Here is a 20708-nt window from a genome sequence, read left to right on the forward strand (position 1 = left end):
CCGCGTTCCCTCCGAGCCGGGTCTTTCCGCGCCATACCGGCGTAGAATGGGACGGACAGTCAATCGTCAAAGGAGGCGATTCGACATGTTGGCGCTCAGTATCCTCGCCGCACTTGTTGCACTCGGAGCAATCACGCTGGGAAACAGCCTGAAGATCGTCAAGCAGTATGAGCGCGGGGTGGTCTACCGCCTCGGCAGAGTCAATGCCGAGCCCCGCCCACCCGGAATGACCGCGGTCGTCCCCTTCGTCGACAAACTCGAGAAGGTCAACCTCCAGATTGTGACCATGCCGATCCCCGCGCAGGAGGGCATCACCCGCGACAATGTCACCGTCCGCGTCGACGCCGTCATCTATTTCAAGGTCGTCGACCCGCGCAAGGCCGTCGTCGACGTCGAGGACTACCAGCTCGCCGTCGGTCAGGTCGCGCAGACCTCGCTGCGTTCGATTATCGGCCAGAGCGAACTCGACGACCTGCTCACCAACCGCGAACGCCTCAACCAGGGCCTGGCGATCATGATCGACAGCCCCGCCGTCGACTGGGGCGTCCACATCGATCGCGTCGAGATCAAGGACGTTGCCCTGCCGGAGACGATGAAACGATCCATGTCGCGCCAGGCCGAAGCCGAACGCGAACGCCGATCCCGCGTCATCATCGCCGACGGTGAGCTGCAGGCCTCGAACAAGCTCGCCAAGGCCTCCGAGGCCATGGCCCACACCCCGTCCGCCCTGCAGCTGCGCCTGCTCCAGACCATCGTCGAGGTGGCCGCTGAACGGAATTCGACCTTGGTCCTGCCCTTCCCCGTCGAGCTCCTGCGCTTCCTCGAGAACAACACCCCTGCTGCTCCTCCCACCACCGAGGCGGGCGCGAAGTCGACTACGGAAGCAGGAGTCACACCCACCACGGACACCCCCGCCGAGGCGGCCGACCGATCCGGATCGGACACGACGTCGAGTACCCCGGCTGACCTCGACGCCATCGTTCAAGCCATGTCCGAATCGCTTAAGCTCACCGGGCTGATGCCCGAGCAGGAGCGTGTCACCTCGGACATGCCGGAGCAGGAGCGGATCACCTCGGATTCGGCCGCACGGTCCGACTCCGCCGATCAGGAGGAGCACCTCGGGCACGCCTGAACCGTCGCACCCCGGCCGGCGACCGCCCTGGATCCGCCCACCGACCGCCCCCGGCGCCGTCTTCAGCGTCTGTCCAAACCGGAGGACTAGGCTGTGGGCATGGACCTCAAGCGCACTGGAAGAACAGTCATCGTCAACGGCGTCATCGCCCTCGTGATGGGTGCGCTGATGATGGTCTGGCCAGGCACCTCCGCCGAGGTGGTCGTGCGGATCTTCGCCTGCTGGCTCGCCGTCATCGCCATCTCCTCCCTCGTCTTCGCAGCGCAGGGAGGCCGCACCGGCAGCATGATCACACGCGCGGTCCTGCTCATCCTCCTCGGTGCGCTCATCTTCTTCACCCCGATGCTGTTCGCGTCCATGGTCACCGTGCTGACCGGATTCGCCATCATCTTCTTCAGCTTCCTCGCTCTCACCATGTCCTTCTTCATCCGCCGGATGGGAGTCAGGACCTGGTGGGCACTCACCGTCATCGGCGTCCTCGGCATCATCCTCGGCGGCTTCTTCCTCTTCGCCCCGGGCGCCGGGGTGACCGCGCTGATCTTCACCCTCGCCGGGTTCATCATCCTCGTCGGCATCGCCCTCATCGCTCTGGGCCGTCGACTGCGCAAGGTCGACAGGCAGATGAAGTCCGATCCGCATCGCAATCGTCCTGACGGCGACGGTGGCGGCGATGTCATCCGCGGGGAGATCATCGACTGATTCCGGCCGCCTCGGCGAGCTTTTCCCCTTTCGGCAGAGCCCGGATCCGCACATCTGCGGGTCCGGGTTCTTTCACGTACCCGCTGTTCACCGATTCACGTACCAATGTCGGCCCGAAGTGGTCATTGTCACAACATGACTTTCCGTCTCCGCCACACCCGAGCGCCCGCCTCCCGCAACGACCCGCACATATAGCATCTGACCTGGAACATTGCGTGAACGGAAGGCGAAAAGTACCGAGTGTGCATGAGCATTTCGCACCGCTCGGAATCGGAGTTAACCGTGCATTCATCTTCTCCGTAACCTGGCGGTCATCCGCCCTGCGAATCATGGAGGCAGACAGACACTGCCACATCGACTGAAATTCGCGAGGAGAACGAATGACCCAGGTTCTGGCACCGGAGCGCCACACTCCGCCACCTGTCGTCGGCCGCAGCAACGACCGCCTCTGGCATCTGGCCTTCGGCGGCCTGATGGCGATCACCCTCATCGCCTTCACCCTGTGGTCGCTCGACTTCGTGGGCCGGGACGCACCCCGCATGGTGCTCATCACCACGGTCATCTTCGGCGCCTTCATGGCTTTTAACATCGGCGGCAACGATGTCGCCAACGCCTTCGGCACCTCCGTCGGCGCCGGCACCCTGACGATGAAGCAGGCACTGCTCATCGCCGCGGTCTTCGAGGTCAGCGGCGCGCTTCTGGCCGGCGGTGACGTCACCGATACGATCAAGAGCGGAATCGTCGACCTCAGCGGGGTGGCGATCGACCCGATGGACTTCGCGTTCATCATGATGGCGGCCCTCCTCGGCGCCGCAGTGTGGCTGCTCCTGGCGACGCGGATGGGCTGGCCGGTGTCGACGACGCACGCCATCATCGGCGGCATCATCGGTGCATCATTGACGATCGGATTCGTCACCGGCACCGGCGGATTCGCCATGGTGCAGTGGTCCGAGGTCGGTCAGATCGCGATCTCCTGGGTGCTGTCGCCCGCCCTCGGCGGACTCGCCGCGTTCGTCATCTACGGGCTGATCAAGAAATACGTGCTCGGCAAGTCGCTGTCGCACACGCTGAAGCCGCATATGCTCGCCCCGGTCTCCGCAGCCGAGGGATCCGTCGACGCGCAGATCGACGCCGCCGCCGAGGATGCCCCCGCCGAGGGAGGATCGATCGGCACGCACTCGGCCCTGCAGCGGTGGGTTCCCCTCATCGCCGCCGTCGGCGCCGTCATCATCACCGCAATGCTGCTGTTCAAGGGACTGAAGAACCTCGACATGAGCGTGACCACGGTCGGCGGTCTGCTCATCATGACGATGATCGGCGCGGCCGTGTGGCTGGCAGTGTTCGTCTTCGCCAAGACGCTGCGCAAGCAGACGGTTCCTCGTGCGACCTACATCCTGTTCTCCTGGATGCAGGTGTTCACCGCCTCCGCATTCGCCTTCAGCCACGGCTCGAACGACATCGCCAACGCCGTCGGCCCCTTCGCCGCCGTCCTCGATGTGCTCCGCACCAACAGCATCAGCGGCGAGGCGACCGTGCCGTTCGCAGCCATGCTCACCTGCGGCATCGCCCTCATCGTCGGTCTCTGGTTCATCGGCCGCAAGGTCATCGCAACGGTCGGCACGAACCTCACCGAGATCCACCCGGCCTCCGGATTCGCCGCCGAACTCGCTGCCGCGGGAATCGTCATGGCCGCCTCGGTGAGCGGTCTGCCGGTGTCGTCGACGCACATCCTCATCGGTGCGATCATCGGCGTCGGCCTGGTCAACCGTTCGGCAAACTGGAAGCTCATGAAGCCAATCGCATTGGCCTGGATCATCACCCTTCCGGCCGCCGCAGTCATCGGCTCGGTCGGCGTCATCGCCCTGCGCACCATGATGGGCTGACCCACTGACACGAACGCTCACAGGCGTTCGCCGGACTCCGTTCGACACATCGCTTCGAACGCATCCGCACCTCCGCCCTGCCGACTTCCACACGAGGTCGGCAGGGCGATTTTCGTCCGGACCCTAGTCTCGGCAAAGCTCCCTGTGCTATCTTGTTCCGCATGGGAACATTGAACAGCAGCGCAATGACTGCGCCTTGCTTCTACATTCGTCACCGCAGCGCCTGACAGCGCGCCTGACGAATTCTTCTGCGATCGGCTGACCGACGACAGTCACCCTGATCTGCTCTGCAAGCGCGTTGTCCTCCCGGAGAGCCATCGGCATCCGGGCGATGCGACAATCGGCTGATCCCTTTCCGATTCACTGACCACTTCGATCATCATGATCGACCGGGTCTATACGAATCGATCAGACTCACCATCATTGCGCTGCCTCGGGTGCCTCCATCTTCTTTTTGGAGCACATCCCATTGCGACCCCACACGTCACGACACCATTCGACGCGCAGTCAGACCCGTTCGCGCTCGGCCCCGCGCTCACAGCACGGCGGGCGGCATGAACTCGGCCAGAACTTTCTGCGTTCGCCTTCCACCATCGACACGATTGCGAGCCTGGCTCGTTCCACCTCCGGACCGATCATGGAGATCGGTCCCGGGGATGGGGCAGTCACTTCCGAGCTCTACCGGCTCGGTCGAAAGCTCACACTCGTCGAACTCGACGAAACGAGGTTGGATCACCTTGAAGACACGTACCCGCGGGCCGAGGTCCGGCACGCCGACATCCTGACCACCCGGCTCGACCGGCCGGTCATCGTCGGCAATCTGCCGTTCCACCTCACCACCCCCATCCTCCGCAAACTGCTGCGTTCCGGGCGCTGGCAGCGGGCGATCCTGCTCACCCAATGGGAGGTCGCCCGCAAACGCGCCGGCATCGGCGGATCGACCATGATGACCGCGCAATGGACCCCATGGTTCGATTTCCGCCTCGTCACCCGCGTCCCCGCCGACGCGTTCACCCCGAAGCCCAGCGTCGATGGCGGCATCCTCACCATCGATCGCTGTCCCACCGGATCGATTCCAGACAATGCTCGATCCGAATATCAACAGTTCGTCCGTTCGGTCTTCACCGGTCGCGGGCGAGGAATGAAAGGAATCCTCTCGAAGATGAGCATCACCGATCATCGCACTCTGCAATCGACCATGGACCGCAACGACATCAGAGGAGACACATTGCCCAAAGACCTCACCCCCGCCCAGTGGACCGGACTGTTCACCGAACTGGTCACCGAAACAGATCACAAGGATGCGAAGAAGGGAAAGACCATGCGAAACAGCAAAGCACCCAAACAGAACCCCATCACCGAGGCGGCCCCGCAGACACCGTTGATCACTGGGGAGATGCCCATCGTCGGCGCCAAACCGGCGACCGAGAAGCTGCAGGCTTCCATCCCGGGCACCGATCCGAAGGCGAAGAGCCATGACAAGGGTCATCTGCAGGCCGAACGCGGTTTCATGAATCAGCATCAGAAACCGCACCAGCCCCAGCCGAGGTGGAACCTGCCGCGCAGGTGAGTCTCCGATGCTCCGGTCCGACGTTTCCCCGTCGGACCGGGGCGTTGTCCGGCCCGTGCTCCTCCATGCCGATGCGCCGACGGACCACGACACCGGCGGCTCCTCCGTCTTCTCCGGAAGTTCATCTTCGCCGATTGCCGGCGCTCGTAGACTGAAAACAGCAGGTCCACGCACTGCGCATTCGGTCGAGAGGTCAGCCGGAATGGACAATGAACACGGCACTCACATCAGACGCTTCATCAATGGGTGGTGTCCTGGCTGCGAAGAGAGCAGCAGCCTGACGCCGGGTCGACTCAATACCGACGGGACTATCGAATTCCGCACCTGTGTCGACTGTGGGGAAACCGTCGAGGACCACAATCCTCGATACTGGTCATCGGCCGCCGACGCCGATGAAGAAGGACTTGTCTAGATTCCTCCTCCGCCGGCCACGGAGGTCACCAACGCAAAGGTCGTGTCAGACCCTCCATCTACACTGAAATCACGTTCGCGAGCTGTGGCCATCGGTACCTGGCCGGCCACACGGCAACCCGTCATCGACCGGGTGCCCCAGGGGAAGAACGGGCCCGCGCCGACCGCTCGGGCAAGCTTCGATCCGGGTCAGCGCTGCGCAGGCGCGCCCGAGAAGGGCGGTTTGCCATGTCCGCAGACTTCAACGACTCCGCCGACTCCCACAGCCACTCCGAGAACCGCCGCAGGGCCGCCGAACAGTGGCCGGGCTTCGAACCCGAGGTGGCCCTGCACTGGTCGAAAGTTCTCCTCCACCACTCCCCCGACCCGCAACGCGCCGGCATCAAAGCTCAGATGAGTTCGGCGATCAAACGGGGCATTCCGATTGCCGGACCCGGCTGGGTGAGCACTGCCGATGCTGCTCGCAGTGATGGCTTCACACCGGTGCTCTATCAGACCCTGTTCGACACGCTGCAATCCATTCCCAGAACGGCATTCCGGTCTCACCCGGGGCATCGGCAGAACAGGCACGGAACCTACCTGCCCGGCACCCCGTATGAATCAGAACTCTGGTGCGACTGGCCGAAGCTCTTCCTCGTCGAAGGTTTCGACGCTCACGCAGCCACGACGCTGACCCTGCTGCGCGCTGAACCGAAGTTCCCACGCCCGCGAAGCAACAACTGAGCAGAGGGTCTCTGACCTCACCGAACCCAAACACCACTGCCGGTCGGATCAACAGATCCGACTCGGTCAACTCGCCGAGGAAGCCACGTCCAGATACACGGCCGCGGCGAGCGCGGAGTCGAGCGTCTCCTGCTTCCCTCCGATGTCCACGGTCACGGCTTCATCGGTGCGATCGACGACGTCGAGCGCGACATCGGGCAGCACCCCCGCCTCGGCGAGCTTCCCGAGAACAACAGGATCAGCATCGGAGACCCGCAGCACCTGATAACGACCGGGAGTCGCCTCGGCGAGCAGGGTGGGCGTGTGGGAATCCACGCGCCCGTCCGGTCCCGGGATCGGATCGCCGTGCGGGTCGGACGTCGGGTTGCCGAGGAACGCGTCGATGCGGTCGATGAGCCGATCGGAGGCGGCATGCTCGAGGATCTCGGCCTCGTCATGAACCTCGTCCCAGCTGTAGCCGAGCGACTTCACGAGGAACGTCTCGATGAGCCGGTGCCTGCGCACCATCGACAGGGCGATCGCCGTGCCCTGCTCGGTGAGCACCGGTGGCTTATATGGGACGCGAGTGATGAGACCGAGTTCGTCGAGACGCTTGAGCACCTCGGTGACATTGGCCTTCGTCGTGCCGAATCGGTTCGCAAGTTCGGTAGCCGTCATCGGGTCGCCGCCCCATTCCTGAGCCGACCAGATGGCCTTGAGGTAGTCCTGACTGACCTCGGAGACTTCACCTGCACGCATGCCCCCAGTATCCCATGGACGCATCGCCTCCCGCTCGTCCACTTCACCCGAAGTGGGCGAGCGGACACAGATGTTCCCAAACGATTACGACCGACCCACCCCCGCGCCGAGGCGGCCCTGGAAGAATCACATTCATGACCTCCCATTCCCTCCCCTCCGACTCGGTTCACCCAACCGACAACGCCGACCGCACAGGGTCGGTTCGGCCCGCCATCCCCGACGGCCCCTCCCTCACAGACGGCTGGTCCCCGTTCCGTGCGCTCCGCCGCTGGGCGAAGGCCCGCAAGCCGGCATCCCGACCAACAGCACGGCGAGGGCCGACGACCCCGGACAACCCGCGAGCACGATCAGATGGAATCAACGCAACCGGCCTGTTCCGCCCCGGCGAGATCGAATACGTGCGGCTGCGGAGCCTGCCGCCGTTCGACTCCGATCTGCTCATCCTCACCGACCAACGGATCATGCGGGTGCGCACCGATGTTCAGGGCTCCATCGCCCAGCTCTCGGAGGCGGCCGCTCGGCAGGTCGGCGCCGTTCGAGCAGAGGATTTCCGCGGACGCGCGACCGTGACCGTGGAGCTGCACGTCGGATCGTCGATGCGGCTGGAGGAGACCATCCCCACCGAGGCGCAGCGATTCGTCGACACTCTCACCGAGGTGGCCGCTCGCTCCCGGGGATGATCCCTTCCACCCTTCGGGCCCGTTCGAACCGGCTCCCGTGCCCGGCCCGACTGGACGACCCGGCAGCTTAGTCAACTTCCTGAAAAGAGGGGGTGCTGTCTTTGTGAAAATCCTCCAACCGTAGAATGGATCGGGCCCATTTTCGGGCCCAGTCCACTTTTGTCTACCGGAGGTCGATGCGTGCAGGATCCGAACGAAGAGAAGTTGAAGCGCCCAGTCGTCGAGCGTGAGCGATTCGGCGGTACCGACCGAGCTACGAGAATCAGCAGGGACGTCGACCCCGAGAAGCGCGCTCCGATCGACAGCACGGAGATGAGCAAGGGCCCGGAGGAGCTCTCCGACGAACGCGGCTCCCGGGTCAACTGGCGAGTCTTCATCGTCGCCTCTCTCATCATCCTCGCGTTCTCCGTGTGGGCGATGATGATGCCCGACTCGGCTCAGTCGACCATGAAGACGGCTGTGGACTGGATCGCAGAGAACCTCGGTTGGTTCTATGTCGTCACCGTCACCGTCGTCATCGGCTTCGTCCTCTGGGTGGCACTGTCCAAGGAAGGCGGCGTCAGGCTCGGCCCGGACCACTCCCGCCCGCAGTACAACCTCTTCACTTGGGTCGCGATGCTCTTCGCCGCAGGCGTCGGCATCGACATGCTCTTCTACTCGGTGACCGGACCGATCACCCAGTACCTCCACCCGGTCAATGCCTCCCCCGAATCGGCGGCAGCCGCTCAGGACGCCGTCGTGTGGACGATGTTCCACTACGGCATCGCCGGCTGGTCGATGTATTCGCTGCTCGGCATGGCGATGGGCTACTTTGCCTACCGCTGGGGCATGCCCCTGTCGATCCGTGCGGTCCTCTACCCGCTGCTGGGCAAGCGCGTGCGCGGAACCACCGGTGATGTCATCGACATCTTCGCCCTCGTCGGCACAGTCTTCGGCGTGGCCACCTCGATGGGCATCGGCGTCGTCCTGCTCAACGTCGGGTTCGCCACTCTCTTCGGTCTCGAAACCGGGCTGGCCCTGCAGATCGCGCTCGTCATCGTGGCCGTCGTCATGACCGTCGCCGCCTGCACCTCTGGCGTGGACAAGGGCATCCGCCTCGTCTCCGAGCTCAACCTCTGGTCGTGTGCGGCGATGATGCTCTACATCCTCGTCACCGGCAAGACCGCCTTCCTGCTCAACGCCATGGTCGAGAACATCGGCCGCTTCATCTTCACCCTGCCCGAACGCACGCTGTCGACGTTCGCCTATGTCGACGGCGGCTCCGAATGGATGGGCGGCTGGACCCTGTTCTTCTGGGCCTTCTGGCTCGCCTGGGGTCCTTTCGTCGGGCTGTTCCTCGCCCGCATCTCCCGCGGCCGCACGCTGCGTGAGTTCGTCATCGCTGCGATCACTGCCCCCGTGATCTGCGACTTCATCATCGTCACGATCTTCGGCAACTCGGCCCTGTCCGAGGTCTTCAACGGCAACGACGAGTTCGCGAAGACGGCCATCGCCTCCCCGGAACAGGGCTGGTACGACCTACTCGAGATGTTCCCGGGAGCGACGTTCCTCATCGGCCTGGCCACTCTGTCCGGACTGCTCTTCTACCTCACGAGTGCGAACTCCGGTGCCATGGTGATGTCGAACTTCTCCTCCTCGATTCCGAATCCGGAAGAGGACGGAGCCAAGTGGCTGCGCATCTTCTGGGCCCTGGTCACGGCAGTGCTCACAATCGCCATGCTCGTCGCCGGCGGCGTGACGACGATGGAGCACGCAACGCTGATCTTCGCCCTGCCGGTGACGATCATTGCCTACCTCGTCATGGCCTCGTTCTCGAAGGTGCTGCGCATGGAGCGCGCCGAACGCGAAGGCCGGACCCGTCGTCGCCGCACCACGGCCGCCCACGGTGGACGTGCTCCGGAGAAGACCTGGCGTCAGCGACTGGCGACCCTTCGCTCCTACCCGACGAAGAAGTCCGTCGAACGCTTCGTCGCCGAGGTGGTCGGACCGTCCCTGGAAGCCGTGTCCAAGGAGTTCCGCGAACTCGGCTACACCGTCGAACACATCCAGACCCTCGACGAAGACACCGAGATCACGACGAACACGCTCAATGTCGACATGGGCGAGCAGCGCGACTTCCACTACGAGGCCGCAGCCATCGAGGCGAATGTGCCGTCATTCGGTGCCCGCAACGCCCCACGAGGTGACGACAAGTACTTCCGTATCGAGGTCTTCACGCAGACCGGTTCGGAAGGATACGACCTCATGGGTCTGAGCTCACAGCAGATCATCGATGACGTGCTCGACCGGTACGAGAACCATCTGTCGTTCCTCGCCTACTCGCACGAGCACTCGTTCCAGTCGGTCGTCACTCCACCGACGCCGCCGACCACGGATTCGATTCCGGCGGTGCCCACGGAAGCCGACGATGTCGAGAACATCGAGGAACCGAAGCACTGAGTGAAACCCTCGCCGAGGCGGCCGTGTCCATTCGTGCACAGCCGCCTCGGTGACGGGGTGAGCACAGCGATAGAAGGAGCGGTGACCGATACGGTCACCGCTCCTTACTTATTCGCTGCCACGCAACGGATCCGGAACATCTCAGCGCCCCGGGTTCACAGAGTTCCTGCGAGGATGGAGGCATGACTAGGGACAGTCGCTCCAGGGGCAGTACTACTCTCGTGTTCGGGATCGGGTTCGCCGTTTTCGCCTCGATTGCCTTCTTCCTCGCCAATGCCGGTATCAACCCGATCAGCAATCACCGGTTCCGGGGAATCAACCCGGACCAGGCACCGGGCATCGGGATACTGGTTCTGTTCTTCTTCTCCGCCGTTGCCGCCGTCGTCTTCTACGAGGACAAACCGCCCGCAGGCAGCAGCGCCGCCCGCGCGCAGCAGACCGCCGATCCCCACGGAGTGAAACGCAAACACCCGCCCACTGCCTTCGTCCGGAACCCCTGGCCTCGGGTGTTCGCCGTCGGACCGGTGTGGGCCGTCTGCGGAGTCATCGCCGCCTTCATCTGGCACGCCTTCGCGATGGACACCGGCAATCCCGGCACCGTCTGGGGCGACCTGACCGCATCCCCACTGCCGGCCATCGCTCTGCTGTTCGGGCTGTGGTCCACCGTCAACTTCAGCCTCACCCTCGGAGCGATCGCCGATGCCTTCCACCGCACACTCTGGGCGGTCTTCCTCATCGTCTCTGTGCTCATCGCCATCCTGGCCATCACCATCGGCGTCATGGCCTCGAACATTCTCACGATGTCACCGCCGACAGGGCTGGCAGAGACCGCCGTCTGCCTCATCATCACCACGGCGGCCCTCATCCCCGCCCGCCTGTTCGCCGTCGCCCGAGCCCGCGTCACCAACCGGATCGATGCCGCCCACGAAACTCGACTGCAGTCGCTGCTGACCGCCCTCGCCCCAGGTGAGAACCTCATGCTCCACTTCGCCGACCGGGAGAACCCGGCCGGACAGATCCTCGCCGCCACGAACCAGCGGCTCCTCCTGGCCGCACCCGCCAGCACCGGAACCGGACCCACACGACCGGGGCAGATCCGCATCCTCGACCAGGCCCATCCAGGACAGCTGCGCGGCGCCAGCACAGCGTTTCGCCCGGCCGGGCACACCACCTCGGCGCACTTCCGGGACCGCCCGGACATGGAACTCGTCGGCGGGGACCCGAGCGAGGCAGACAAGTTCGCCGAGGCACTGACCTCTCTGGCCGCGACCGGCCGTCTTCCGCAGGAGGAGGATACTTAAGCCATGGACCTCAGCCAGGTGGTCGCTCTGCTCACCGCCGGCGACTACACGATTTCCCGCGAGATCATCCAACGCGGCTTCGGCGTGCTCTTCCTCATCGCCTTCGCCTCCGCGTTCAACCAGTTCCCGGCTCTCCTCGGCGAACGGGGGCTCACCCCTGCCCCACGCTTCATCGCTCTGACCTCGGCCCGACAGGCGCCGAGCCTCTTCCGCTGGAAGCGGTTTGCGTATTCGGACCAACGACTGCGCCTCATCTGCGTGTTCGGAATGGTCCTGGCCGCCTCGGCGATCATCGGTCTGCCCCAGTCCGGGCCCGCATGGGTGCCCATTCCGGTATTCCTGGCGATGTGGGCGCTGTACTTCTCGATCGTCTCGATCGGGCAGCGCTTCTACGGCTTCGGTTGGGAATCGCTGCTGCTCGAAGCCGGGTTCCTCGTCGGCTTCCTCGGCTCCCACGAGGTGGCACCGGCTCTGCCGATGATCCTGCTGCTGCGCTGGTTCGTCATCCGCATCGAATTCGGTGCCGGAATGATCAAGATGCGCGGGGACGACTCTTGGCGCGACCTCACCGCGATGGACTATCACCACCAGACCCAGCCGATGCCGAACCCGCTGAGCCGGCGCGTCCACCTCATGCCCGGCTGGTGGCACAAGAGTGAGACCTTGGGCAGCCATATCGTCCAACTCGCCGCACCGTGGCTGCTGTTCCTGCCCCAGCCGATCGCCTCCTTCGCAGCTGTCGCCATCATCCTCACCCAGCTCGCACTCGTCGTCAGCGGCAACTATGCGTGGCTGAACTGGGCGACGATCCTGCTCGCCTGCTCCGGCATCAGCGACACGTTCTTCCGGTGGATCGCCGGCGGTCCGTTCCCAGATTGGGGGTGGAATACCGTCATCGGAATATTCACCGATCCCACCACCGCCGAGGCGACCGACCCCGCACCCGCCACCGCGCCGGTCGAGGCGCTGCCGGTCTGGTGGCTGATCATCGTCCTCGTATTCGTCGCGTGGCAGGCCTGGTTGAACGTGCCAGCGCTGCGCAATCTCTTCTCACCGAATCAGCTGATGAACGCGAGCTTCAATCGGCTCGGGCTCGGCAATGCCTACGGCGCTTTCGGATCGATGACCGAGACCCGCAACGAGATCATCATCGAAGGGTGGGACGGCGAGAGCTGGCGCGAGTATCCGTTCAAGGGCAAACCCGGCGACGTTCTTCGTCGCGGGCCTGTCGTCGCGCCCTATCACCTCAGGCTCGACTGGCTCATGTGGTTCGCCGCACTCGGTGACTACCGACAGACGTGGTTCACCGAGCTGCTCCGCGCGATCGGCTCCGGCGATGTGCAGATCCGCAGACTGATGGGCCGCGACCCCTTCGGCGGTGCTGCCCCGGACCTCATCCGTGTCCGCGTCTTCACCTACCGCTATGCCACCCGCGCCGAGCGCCGAGCGGCCGCCGCTGCCGGAGAACCGAAACCGTGGTGGGTGCGCTCGGACCCGCGCATCCTCATCCGACCGATCGACCTGCGCAAGGGCTGACCGACTAGGCGCGCACTGAAGAGCTGACCATCCATGAGCACCCACAAGCGAGCACTGTCCCACGGACTGACCGGAGCTCTCACTCTCAGCGCCGTGGCGATGGTGGTGTTCTTCGTCGTCAACACCGGCTTGGCCCGTGCATCTCCCACCTCCGATAACCTCATGGATGCCGAGGCCGCCGCTCCGTTCACTTTCGCTTTCATCGGCCTGATCACCTTCGTCTCTATCATCTTCTTCACAGGATCCGACCGCGGCGAAGGACTCGAATCCGAGCTGAGCGGAGCCCCACGCGGATCGTTCACCCTCTTCACCAGGGATCCGCTCATCGCCGTCACCGGCATCGGGCCGCTGTTCGGGCTGTGCTTCAGCCTCGCAGCACTGCTGTAGCACACGTTCGCATCCGCACCCGGTGCTCCCGGAACCGTATGGGGTGACTTCACGAACTCGCCCCTGCCCTTCGTCGTTCTGTGCGCCGCAGCCATCGCCTCGACGAACTTCGGTCTGGCAATGGCCGGAGTCACAGTGGCGGTGCGCAGCCGCACCGGCCTGGCACTCTGGCTCGTGGCCGGCAACGTCATCCTCGGCATGGGCGCCGGGGCTCTGTTCGCCTGGCTCTCTTTCGCGAACACCGTCATCGCCGCGGCCATCACCGTGCCGCTGGCAGCGGTCTCCGTCGTCGTTCTGCTCGGAGCCCGCCGGATGGCCGTCACCAGCGTCGGCGAGGAGAAGCTCTCCGCGCGAGCCCGCCGCCGTGGGCCGACCCCGCCGCCCTATGACGCCCTCGACCGAGACGAGTCCGTGTGGCTGAAGATCGGCAACCGCAATCTGCGCGGTGCCGAGTTCCTCCTCATCACACCTTCCCGACTGGTCCACACCCGCCCGACTTCCTCAGGAAGCACGGAGATCATCGACGAGGCGGCACCGAAACAGCTGGTCGGGGCGAGTACTCGAGTCGATCACGGGCGAGCAACCGCCGTTGTGCAGTTCCGGGACCGACCGGCTTTCCGCCTGCACGGCACCGACCGCGAGGAGGCCGCCGAATTCGCGCGCAGGCTCACCGTCCTCGCCCGGTCGGGGATCCTCCCCGACTGAGGCGCCCCCTCGGCGAGGTGAGTCCCCATTCCACAAGGACACGTCGGTGACCTCGGAACTGCGAGCCGCCTCGGCGAAGGTCAGCCTCGGCGCGGGGCCCAACGAGACACGAGGCCCAATGACTTGGCTTTCCTCAGCTCAGAGCATAAAGTTAATGTACATTAACTTTTATTCGGGACCCCCGACGACAAGGAGCCGCCCCTCATGTCTGAGCACAGCCATTCCACCACTGCCGCCGACGCCGCATCTGCACCCGGAAACGCCCCCACGGGGCACCCGATTCCTCGCTCTCGTCGCGGACTCACTGCCGCCCTGGCCGCGGCCCTCCCCCTTGGTCTGGCCGCCTGCGGCAGCGCCGCGACGGCCGAGGACGCCGGCGACAAACCGGTCGTGCTCACGACCTTCACGGTGCTCGCCGACATTGCGGACAATGTCGCGGGCGAGCACCTCGAGGTCGAGTCGATCACGAAGGCCGGGGCCGAGATCCACGGCTACGAACCCACTCCCGGCGACATCCGCAAGGCCGCGAAGGCCGATCTCGTACTCGACAACGGGCTCAACCTCGAGCAGTGGTTCTCTCAGTTCGTCGACGAGGTCGACGTCCCTCACACCGTCGTCAGCGAGGGGGTCGACGAGCTCTCGATCACCGAGAACGCCTACGCCGGCAAACCCAACCCGCACGCCTGGATGAGCCCGCTCAACGTCCAGATCTACGCCGAGAACATGGCCCGCGCCTTCGCCGACCTCGACCCGGACCATGCCGAGGACTTCGCTGCCAACGCGAAGGACTACAGCGAACAGCTGCAGACGGTGCAGGACGACCTCGTCGACGATCTCTCCACGCTGCCGAAGTCCCAGCGGGCACTTGTCACCTGCGAAGGGGCGTTCTCCTACCTCGCACGCGATGCCGGACTGAGGGAGAAGTACATCTGGCCGGTCAATGCCGAATCGCAGGCGACACCGGGCCAGATCACCTCGGCGATCGAGTTCGTCGAGGACAACGATGTGCCCGCAGTCTTCTGCGAATCCACGGTCTCCCAGGCGCCGATGGATCGGGTCGTCGAAGCCACCGAGGCCGAATTCGGCGGCACGCTCTACGTCGATTCGCTGTCGGAGGCCGATGGCCCCGTGCCCACTTACCTCGACCTCATCCGCCACGACGCGCAGGTCATCGCCGAGGCACTGACCGGGAGCGAATCGTGAGTTCCGCAGCTCCCGCTTCCGTGACCGAACAGACGAGCTCCACGGTCGGACCGGCCGGCGATGCACCGCCGGCGATCACCGTCGACGAGGTGACCGTCCACTACGGGGACACGCTCGCTCTCGATCGCGCCTCCCTGACGCTCGAGCGGGGACGCATCTGCGGGCTGATCGGGATGAACGGCTCGGGCAAGTCGACCCTGTTCAAAACGATCATGGGCATCGTCGACCCCGACTCCGGGCGGGTGAGCATCGACGGCGGCCCGACACGGCGGGCCCGCAGGGCCGGAGCACTCGGCTATGTCCCTCAGAGCGAGGACGTCGACTGGGACTTCCCACTCTCGGTCCGCGATGTGGTGATGATGGGTCGCTATGGCCGCATGGGCCCGCTCCGGATGAGCCGGAGAGCCGATCGCGAGGCCGTCGAGAGCGCTCTGGACCGCGTCGAACTCACCGAGTTCGCCGACCGACAGATCGGTCAGCTCTCGGGCGGGCAGAAGAAACGGGCCTTCGTCGCCCGCGGACTCGCGCAGGGGGCGACGATCCTGCTCCTCGATGAGCCTTTCGCCGGCGTCGACAAACGCAGCGAGGCGACGATCACCGGCCTGCTGAAGGAACTCGCCGAGGCGGGGGCGACGGTGCTCGTGTCCACTCACGACCTCAATGCGCTGCCCGCACTCGCCGACGAAGCGATCCTCCTGATGCGCCGCGTCCTTCTCCACGGCTCCCCTGCCGAGGTGCTCCGCCCGGAGAATCTCGCTCTGGCGTTCGGCCTCGACCCGTCCGGTGCGAGCGAAACGCCCCGAGACGGTGAGCGTCCCAACTCGGACCGAGCCGACCGCATCGAAGGAGAGATGGCATGACTCTCATCGACTTCCTGATCGAGCCCTTCGGTTTAGACTTCATGCTTCGCGCCTTGGCGACGACCCTCATCGCCTCGGTCGTGTGCGCCGTTCTCTCCTGTTGGCTGGTGCTCATCGGCTGGTCGCTCATGGGCGATGCCGTCTCGCATGCAGTACTGCCGGGAGTCGTTCTCGCCTATGTCATCGGCGCGCCGTTCGCCCTCGGCGCGGTGGTCTTCGGATTCCTCGCAGTCGGACTCATCGGAGCCGTCCGCGATACCAGCCGAATCAAGGAGGATGCGGCGATCGGCATCGTCTTCACATCGCTCTTCGCCCTGGGCCTCGTCCTCATCTCCGTCACCCCTTCGCACGTCGACCTCAACCACATCATCTTCGGCAACCTCCTCGGCGTCTCGCGTTCCGAACTGGTCCAGGTGGCCGCCCTCGGGGCGATCGCCCTGCTTGTGCTCGCAGCCAAGAACCGCGATTTCACGCTCTACGCCTTCGACCCGACTCATGCACATGCGCTGGGGATCAATCCGCGCCTCCTCGGCGCCACCCTGCTCGGGCTGCTCGCTCTGACCTCCGTGGTCGCACTGCAGGCGGTCGGGGTCGTGCTCGTCGTGGCGATGCTCATCGTGCCCGGTGCGACCGCATACCTGCTCACGGACAGGTTTCAGCGGATGCTGCTCATCGCGCCTGCGATCTCGATTCTGTGCGCGGTGATCGGTCTCTATTCGAGCTACTACCTCGACACTGCTTCCGGAGGGATGGTGGTGCTTTCGCAGGGCGCGGTATTCGCTCTCGTCTACCTCTTCGCTCCTCGACATGGACTCATCGGTCGTCGCTTGGCAGCGATGCGCCGTAAGCGAGCGAATACACGAGTCCGATCCGCATCGACCCAAGCCGGCCGCCCCGCCTCGGCTCAGGTCAGTCGACGCCGAGCGCGAGCAGAACGATGAGGACGACGTTGAGGGCGATGATGAGCGCCGAGGCGGCCACGGCGATGAGCGTGATCCATCGTGCGTTCGCGAATTCGCCCATCACGCGGCGGCTGCTCGTGAGCCTGACCAGGGGGATCATCGCAAACGGGATGCCGAGGCTGAGCACGACCTGGCTGAGCACGAGCGCCCAGGTCGGGTCGACACCGATGGCGAGAACGATGAGCGCGGGGATCATCGTGAACGCGCGCTGCCACACGATCGGGATGTTCACCCGCAGCAGGCCCTGCATGATCGAGGCGCCCGCATAGGATCCGACTGCGCTCGAGGCCAGCCCCGAGGCGAGGAGACCGATGCCGAAGAAGAGGCCGACGACCTCGCCGAGGTTGGCCGTGACGACCGCGTGTGCACCCTCGATGGTGTCGGTGCCGGTCTGGCCGCGCAGCGCTGCGGCGGCCAGGAGCAGCATCGCGATGTTCACGGACCCGGCGACGACGAGGGACAGCACGACGTCCCAGCGGCTGGCGTGCAGCAGCTGCCCGGTCGAGGCAGTCGCGTTATCGCGATGACGATCGACCGACAGCGCCGAGTGGAGGTAGATCGCATGGGGCATGACGGTGGCGCCGAGCATGCTCGCGGCCAGCACCACGGAGTTCGTGCCTTCGAGCCGCGGCATGATTCCACCTGCGGCTTGCCCCCAATTCACGTCCCCGACGAACAGGCCTGCTAGAAAGCCGATGGCGATGACGACCAGGAATCCGATGATGACGAATTCGAAGGGACGCTGACCGCGAGTGGATTGGATCGACAGCAGGAACAGCGACACCACCCCGACAATGACGCCGCCGAGCAGGAGCGGCAAGTCGAAGAGGATCTTCAGTGCGATCGCACCGCCGATGACTTCGGCAAGGTCGGTGGCGATGGCGACGACCTCGGCCTGCCCCCAGTATGCGAGGCGGGACCTCTTCCGAAGGCGATCACCGAGGAGGCTCGACAGCGACTGCCCGGAGACCAGTCCGAGCTTCGAAGACAGATATTGGACGAGAACGGCGATGAGGTTCGCTGCCACGAGCACCCAGACGAGGAGGTATCCGTACTCCGCACCGGCGGTGAGGTTGGCCGCGACGTTGCCCGGATCGACATACGCGATGGCCGCGACGAAGGCCGGGCCGAGGAGCACTGCGGTGGAGATCTTCTTCCGGCCGTGCTTCTTCAGTCCACGTTCGCGGGTGCGCACCGATGCAGAGGGATCGACGTTCATAAAGTTAAGGTACATAAACTTTCCTGTTGAGGGCAACACGACACGTGGTCTGGAAAGTGAACACGGAAGGACCTAAGGTTCGAGCATGGCCAGTGAACACGTTCAGCTGAGGTCCGGCAAGCGCCGACAGACCGAGGACCGGATCATCGGTGCCGCCGCCGAGCTGTTCCTCGACCGCGGCTTCAAAGCCACAACCATTCGGGCGATCGCCAAGGCCGCGGAGGTGTCGGTGGGTCGAGTGATGGCGGTCGGCGACAAGGACGCGATCCTCGTCCGGTGCTTCGATCGGTGGATCGGTCAGCTGCAGGACGGGACCTACACACCACCGCCTCGGCGAGCGAGCCTGTCGGAGCGCGGGAGTCTCTCGGAACGCGGGAGCTCGACGGCCGCAGGTGCGGTCGGGGTGAGAGCCGGCGCTGGGGCAAGCCCCAGGGACACGGGCCCGTCCCGACCATCCTCGGCGGTGCAGCGTCATCTGCTCGAGCTCTTCCTGCCCTTCCTCGAGTTCTTCGCCGAACACGAGGACCTGTCACGGGACTACGCTGCGGCGATGATGCGGGTCAAGGGCGAGCCCGAAGTATTCAACACCCTCGCCGCGGATCTGCAGAGCCGCCTGAGCGAATCGCTGGTCTCGATCGGGATCAACGAGGACCATGCGCGGTCCAGCGCCGCAGCACTCTACGACTCGTACCTGGGCATCCTCTTCCGGTGGGCGGCGACGACGATGAGTCTCGACGACGCCGTCGAGGCGATGCTGGCCAGCATCGTCTTCCACACTCGCATCCGGAGCTCGCTATGAGGGGTTCACGATGATCCTGCTGCCCGATCCGATCTGGCCGACCCTCGTCCTTGCGGTCATCGTCTTCGGCGACGGTCTGCTCACCTTCCGTCCGCCGCGAGCGATTGCCGCCTGCCTCGACGGCGTCGGCTTCCCACGTGATTGGTGGTGGGCACTCGCGGTGGTGAAGTTCCTCGCCGCGACCGGCCTGGTGGCAGGGATCTGGATTCCCGGACTCGGCGCGGCGGCCGCGGCAGGCCTCGTCGTCTACTTCCTCTGCGCCGCGGTCGCTCATCTGCGGGCCGGCTATATCGGCCGGGATTTCTGGCTGAATTGCCTGGGCATGCTCGCCGTCAGCCTCGCGGTGCTCACCTTCTGCTTCGTCGTATAGGCGCCCACTTACTTCACGCCGGAGTCCATGTCTCAGTCCGGAGAATTCTTCGCTACTTCCCGCACCTCGAAACTGTTTTGGCCTAGAGTCGAAGTACGGCACCGGCGCCCCTGCGGCGCTGAGCCGTCCGGCAGAGTTGCAGAACTGCTCGGTGATGGTGCCGAGCCACCCGGCAGAGGAGTGTGGACATGCCCGAATATGCCGACAGCAGTCGCACGCGCGACGAGACTCCCCACGAACGCCACGAGCGATGGGCCTGGATCCACGAGACAGCCTCGATGACAGGGTGGAACTTCTCCCCGCTGGCCGGACGCCTCGTCGCCGATGATCCACCGTGGGACTTCGACCAGATCTGCCTCGACGCAATGGCCGAGTCGAGCAGTTGCCTCGACATGGGCACGGGAGGCGGCGAGCGCCTCAGCGAACTCATCGATCGCCTCGAGGAGGCCCGGCCTCCCGGCGAACCCTCGCCGACGATCTCCGCGACCGAGGGGTGGGAGCCCAACGTCCCCTTGGCCGCCTCGATGCTGGAGGACTACGGCGTCGAGGTCACCCGGTACGACAGCGATCACCACCCGGAGATGCCGTGGAGCGACGGTGAGTTCGACCTTGTGATGAACCGCCACGAAAGCTATGACCTCGCCGAGGTGGCCCGCGTGCTCTCCCCGGGCGGACTGTTCCTCACCCAGCAGGTCGACGGCACGGAGGCTCAGGAGTTCCGCGATCTCTTCGGCGGCGGGGTGGGCGATCTGCGCCAGCAGCTCGAACCGCGCATCAGCGACGTCGAGAGTGAGGGACTGGCGATCGAGGCGGCCCGCAAGTGGCAGGGAACGATGCGTTTCACCGACGTCGAGGCGGTCATCGAGTACCTCGCCTATATTCCGTGGGATGTCCCCGGGTTCACCGTCAGGTCCAACCTCGATGTCCTCAGACGCTTAGCCGAGTCGAGTGAGCCGATTTCGGTCACACAGAAGCGGTTCCTCATCGTCGCCCGCAAGCCCTGAACCCCGAATATAGGTCACAAACGGAGGTTCCTCGCGCCCGAAAGTATCCGTTTGTGACCTGAGTTCGCGGCTACTGGCCGGGCTCGG

Annotated in this window: 19 protein-coding genes, 1 pseudogene and 1 riboswitch; of the genes and pseudogenes, 18 read left to right on the top strand and 2 right to left on the bottom strand. The window is 64.9% G+C overall.

The window, feature by feature from the left end:
* The first annotated feature begins 85 nt into the window (after nt 1-85).
* The 6 genes and pseudogenes from HK108_RS09260 (at nt 86) to HK108_RS09280 (ending at nt 6418) form a co-directional block, all read left to right on the top strand.
* Nucleotides 86-1132 (top strand): slipin family protein, encoded by a 1047-nt coding sequence (locus HK108_RS09260; protein WP_181271284.1) that lies wholly within the window; start codon nt 86-88, stop codon nt 1130-1132.
* A 99-nt stretch (nt 1133-1231) separates the two neighbouring features.
* Complete coding sequence (locus tag HK108_RS09265; protein ID WP_181271285.1) at nt 1232-1831, top strand: HdeD family acid-resistance protein; 600 nt, start codon at nt 1232-1234, stop codon at nt 1829-1831.
* Between the two features lie 380 nt (nt 1832-2211).
* Nucleotides 2212-3714 carry an inorganic phosphate transporter gene (locus tag HK108_RS09270; RefSeq protein WP_181271286.1) on the top strand — a complete coding sequence of 501 codons (1503 nt, stop codon included), beginning with the start codon at nt 2212-2214 and terminating at the stop codon, nt 3712-3714.
* A gap of 574 nt (nt 3715-4288) precedes the next feature.
* A pseudogene (erm, locus tag HK108_RS09275) lies at nt 4289-5099 on the top strand (23S ribosomal RNA methyltransferase Erm).
* An 11-nt stretch (nt 5100-5110) separates the two neighbouring features.
* Complete coding sequence (locus HK108_RS19190; RefSeq protein ID WP_373284081.1) at nt 5111-5284, top strand: hypothetical protein; 174 nt, start codon at nt 5111-5113, stop codon at nt 5282-5284.
* Between the two features lie 485 nt (nt 5285-5769).
* A riboswitch (SAM riboswitch) is annotated at nt 5770-5880 on the top strand.
* 43 nt (nt 5881-5923) lie between these two features.
* On the top strand, nt 5924-6418 hold the full coding sequence (locus tag HK108_RS09280) for a hypothetical protein (protein ID WP_181271288.1): 495 nt from the start codon (nt 5924-5926) through the stop codon (nt 6416-6418).
* Nucleotides 6419-6484: 66 nt separating this feature from the next.
* On the opposite strand, the gene HK108_RS09285 is transcribed toward HK108_RS09280, so the two are convergent.
* On the bottom strand, nt 6485-7156 hold the full coding sequence (locus tag HK108_RS09285) for a metal-dependent transcriptional regulator (protein ID WP_181271289.1): 672 nt from the start codon (nt 7154-7156) through the stop codon (nt 6485-6487).
* Between the two features lie 134 nt (nt 7157-7290).
* On the opposite strand from HK108_RS09285, the gene HK108_RS09290 reads away from it, so the two are divergent.
* The 9 genes from HK108_RS09290 to HK108_RS09330 all read left to right on the top strand — a co-directional run bounded on the left by HK108_RS09290 (nt 7291) and on the right by HK108_RS09330 (nt 17208).
* A complete protein-coding gene (locus HK108_RS09290; protein WP_181271290.1) occupies nt 7291-7836 on the top strand; it encodes a hypothetical protein in 546 nt (181 codons plus the stop codon).
* A gap of 180 nt (nt 7837-8016) precedes the next feature.
* Entirely contained in the window at nt 8017-10275 is a 2259-nt protein-coding gene (gene betT, locus HK108_RS09295; RefSeq protein WP_181271291.1) for a choline BCCT transporter BetT, read from the top strand.
* A 182-nt stretch (nt 10276-10457) separates the two neighbouring features.
* Nucleotides 10458-11576: a hypothetical protein gene (locus HK108_RS09300; RefSeq protein WP_181271292.1), complete on the top strand. Its 1119-nt coding sequence runs from the start codon at nt 10458-10460 to the stop codon at nt 11574-11576.
* 3 nt (nt 11577-11579) lie between these two features.
* Nucleotides 11580-13112, top strand: a complete 1533-nt coding sequence (locus tag HK108_RS09305; RefSeq protein ID WP_181271293.1) for a lipase maturation factor family protein — start codon at nt 11580-11582, stop codon at nt 13110-13112.
* A 33-nt stretch (nt 13113-13145) separates the two neighbouring features.
* A complete protein-coding gene (locus tag HK108_RS09310) occupies nt 13146-13499 on the top strand; it encodes a hypothetical protein (protein ID WP_181271294.1) in 354 nt (117 codons plus the stop codon).
* A 120-nt stretch (nt 13500-13619) separates the two neighbouring features.
* On the top strand, nt 13620-14204 hold the full coding sequence (locus HK108_RS09315) for a hypothetical protein (protein ID WP_181271295.1): 585 nt from the start codon (nt 13620-13622) through the stop codon (nt 14202-14204).
* 204 nt (nt 14205-14408) lie between these two features.
* Complete coding sequence (locus HK108_RS09320) at nt 14409-15407, top strand: metal ABC transporter substrate-binding protein (RefSeq protein WP_181271296.1); 999 nt, start codon at nt 14409-14411, stop codon at nt 15405-15407.
* Between the two features lie 20 nt (nt 15408-15427).
* Nucleotides 15428-16267 carry a metal ABC transporter ATP-binding protein gene (locus tag HK108_RS09325; protein ID WP_181271435.1) on the top strand — a complete coding sequence of 280 codons (840 nt, stop codon included), beginning with the start codon at nt 15428-15430 and terminating at the stop codon, nt 16265-16267.
* A complete protein-coding gene (locus tag HK108_RS09330; RefSeq protein ID WP_181271297.1) occupies nt 16264-17208 on the top strand; it encodes a metal ABC transporter permease in 945 nt (314 codons plus the stop codon). The genes HK108_RS09325 and HK108_RS09330 overlap by 4 nt, the downstream gene beginning before the upstream one ends.
* On the opposite strand, the gene HK108_RS09335 is transcribed toward HK108_RS09330, so the two are convergent.
* The gene (locus tag HK108_RS09335; RefSeq protein WP_229664046.1) at nt 17177-18448 is read right to left on the bottom strand and encodes an Nramp family divalent metal transporter; all 1272 of its coding nucleotides are present in this window, start codon (nt 18446-18448) and stop codon (nt 17177-17179) included. The genes HK108_RS09330 and HK108_RS09335 overlap by 32 nt on opposite strands.
* Before the next feature lie 85 nt (nt 18449-18533).
* Between HK108_RS09335 and HK108_RS09340 the strand changes: the two genes are divergently transcribed.
* The 3 genes from HK108_RS09340 to HK108_RS09350 all read left to right on the top strand — a co-directional run bounded on the left by HK108_RS09340 (nt 18534) and on the right by HK108_RS09350 (nt 20621).
* Nucleotides 18534-19247, top strand: a complete 714-nt coding sequence (locus HK108_RS09340; RefSeq protein WP_181271299.1) for a TetR/AcrR family transcriptional regulator — start codon at nt 18534-18536, stop codon at nt 19245-19247.
* Between the two features lie 10 nt (nt 19248-19257).
* The gene (locus tag HK108_RS09345) at nt 19258-19617 is read left to right on the top strand and encodes a DoxX family protein (protein WP_181271300.1); all 360 of its coding nucleotides are present in this window, start codon (nt 19258-19260) and stop codon (nt 19615-19617) included.
* A 188-nt stretch (nt 19618-19805) separates the two neighbouring features.
* Complete coding sequence (locus HK108_RS09350) at nt 19806-20621, top strand: class I SAM-dependent methyltransferase (RefSeq protein ID WP_181271301.1); 816 nt, start codon at nt 19806-19808, stop codon at nt 20619-20621.
* Nucleotides 20622-20708 lie beyond the last annotated feature (87 nt).

The sequence above is a fragment of the Brevibacterium sediminis genome (assembly GCF_013623905.1).
In the GTDB taxonomy this organism is placed as follows: Bacteria; Actinomycetota; Actinomycetes; order Actinomycetales; family Brevibacteriaceae; genus Brevibacterium; species Brevibacterium sediminis.

What these genes read in the sequence shown, in the direction of transcription:
- HK108_RS09320 (WP_181271296.1), top strand. Translation starts at nt 14,409, where the DNA reads ATGTCTGAGCACAGCCATTCCACCACTGCCGCCGACGCCGCATCTGCA.
- HK108_RS09345 (WP_181271300.1), top strand. Translation starts at nt 19,258, where the DNA reads ATGATCCTGCTGCCCGATCCGATCTGGCCGACCCTCGTCCTTGCGGTC.
- HK108_RS09350 (WP_181271301.1), top strand. Translation starts at nt 19,806, where the DNA reads ATGCCCGAATATGCCGACAGCAGTCGCACGCGCGACGAGACTCCCCAC.
- HK108_RS09265 (WP_181271285.1), top strand. Translation starts at nt 1,232, where the DNA reads ATGGACCTCAAGCGCACTGGAAGAACAGTCATCGTCAACGGCGTCATC.
- HK108_RS09305 (WP_181271293.1), top strand. Translation starts at nt 11,580, where the DNA reads ATGGACCTCAGCCAGGTGGTCGCTCTGCTCACCGCCGGCGACTACACG.
- HK108_RS09260 (WP_181271284.1), top strand. Translation starts at nt 86, where the DNA reads ATGTTGGCGCTCAGTATCCTCGCCGCACTTGTTGCACTCGGAGCAATC.
- HK108_RS09310 (WP_181271294.1), top strand. Translation starts at nt 13,146, where the DNA reads ATGAGCACCCACAAGCGAGCACTGTCCCACGGACTGACCGGAGCTCTC.
- HK108_RS19190 (WP_373284081.1), top strand. Translation starts at nt 5,111, where the DNA reads ATGCCCATCGTCGGCGCCAAACCGGCGACCGAGAAGCTGCAGGCTTCC.
- HK108_RS09290 (WP_181271290.1), top strand. Translation starts at nt 7,291, where the DNA reads ATGACCTCCCATTCCCTCCCCTCCGACTCGGTTCACCCAACCGACAAC.
- HK108_RS09340 (WP_181271299.1), top strand. Translation starts at nt 18,534, where the DNA reads ATGGCCAGTGAACACGTTCAGCTGAGGTCCGGCAAGCGCCGACAGACC.
- HK108_RS09285 (WP_181271289.1), bottom strand. Translation starts at nt 7,156, where the DNA reads ATGCGTGCAGGTGAAGTCTCCGAGGTCAGTCAGGACTACCTCAAGGCC.
- HK108_RS09280 (WP_181271288.1), top strand. Translation starts at nt 5,924, where the DNA reads ATGTCCGCAGACTTCAACGACTCCGCCGACTCCCACAGCCACTCCGAG.
- HK108_RS09300 (WP_181271292.1), top strand. Translation starts at nt 10,458, where the DNA reads ATGACTAGGGACAGTCGCTCCAGGGGCAGTACTACTCTCGTGTTCGGG.
- HK108_RS09335 (WP_229664046.1), bottom strand. Translation starts at nt 18,448, where the DNA reads ATGAACGTCGATCCCTCTGCATCGGTGCGCACCCGCGAACGTGGACTG.
- HK108_RS09315 (WP_181271295.1), top strand. Translation starts at nt 13,620, where the DNA reads ATGGCCGGAGTCACAGTGGCGGTGCGCAGCCGCACCGGCCTGGCACTC.
- HK108_RS09270 (WP_181271286.1), top strand. Translation starts at nt 2,212, where the DNA reads ATGACCCAGGTTCTGGCACCGGAGCGCCACACTCCGCCACCTGTCGTC.
- HK108_RS09330 (WP_181271297.1), top strand. Translation starts at nt 16,264, where the DNA reads ATGACTCTCATCGACTTCCTGATCGAGCCCTTCGGTTTAGACTTCATG.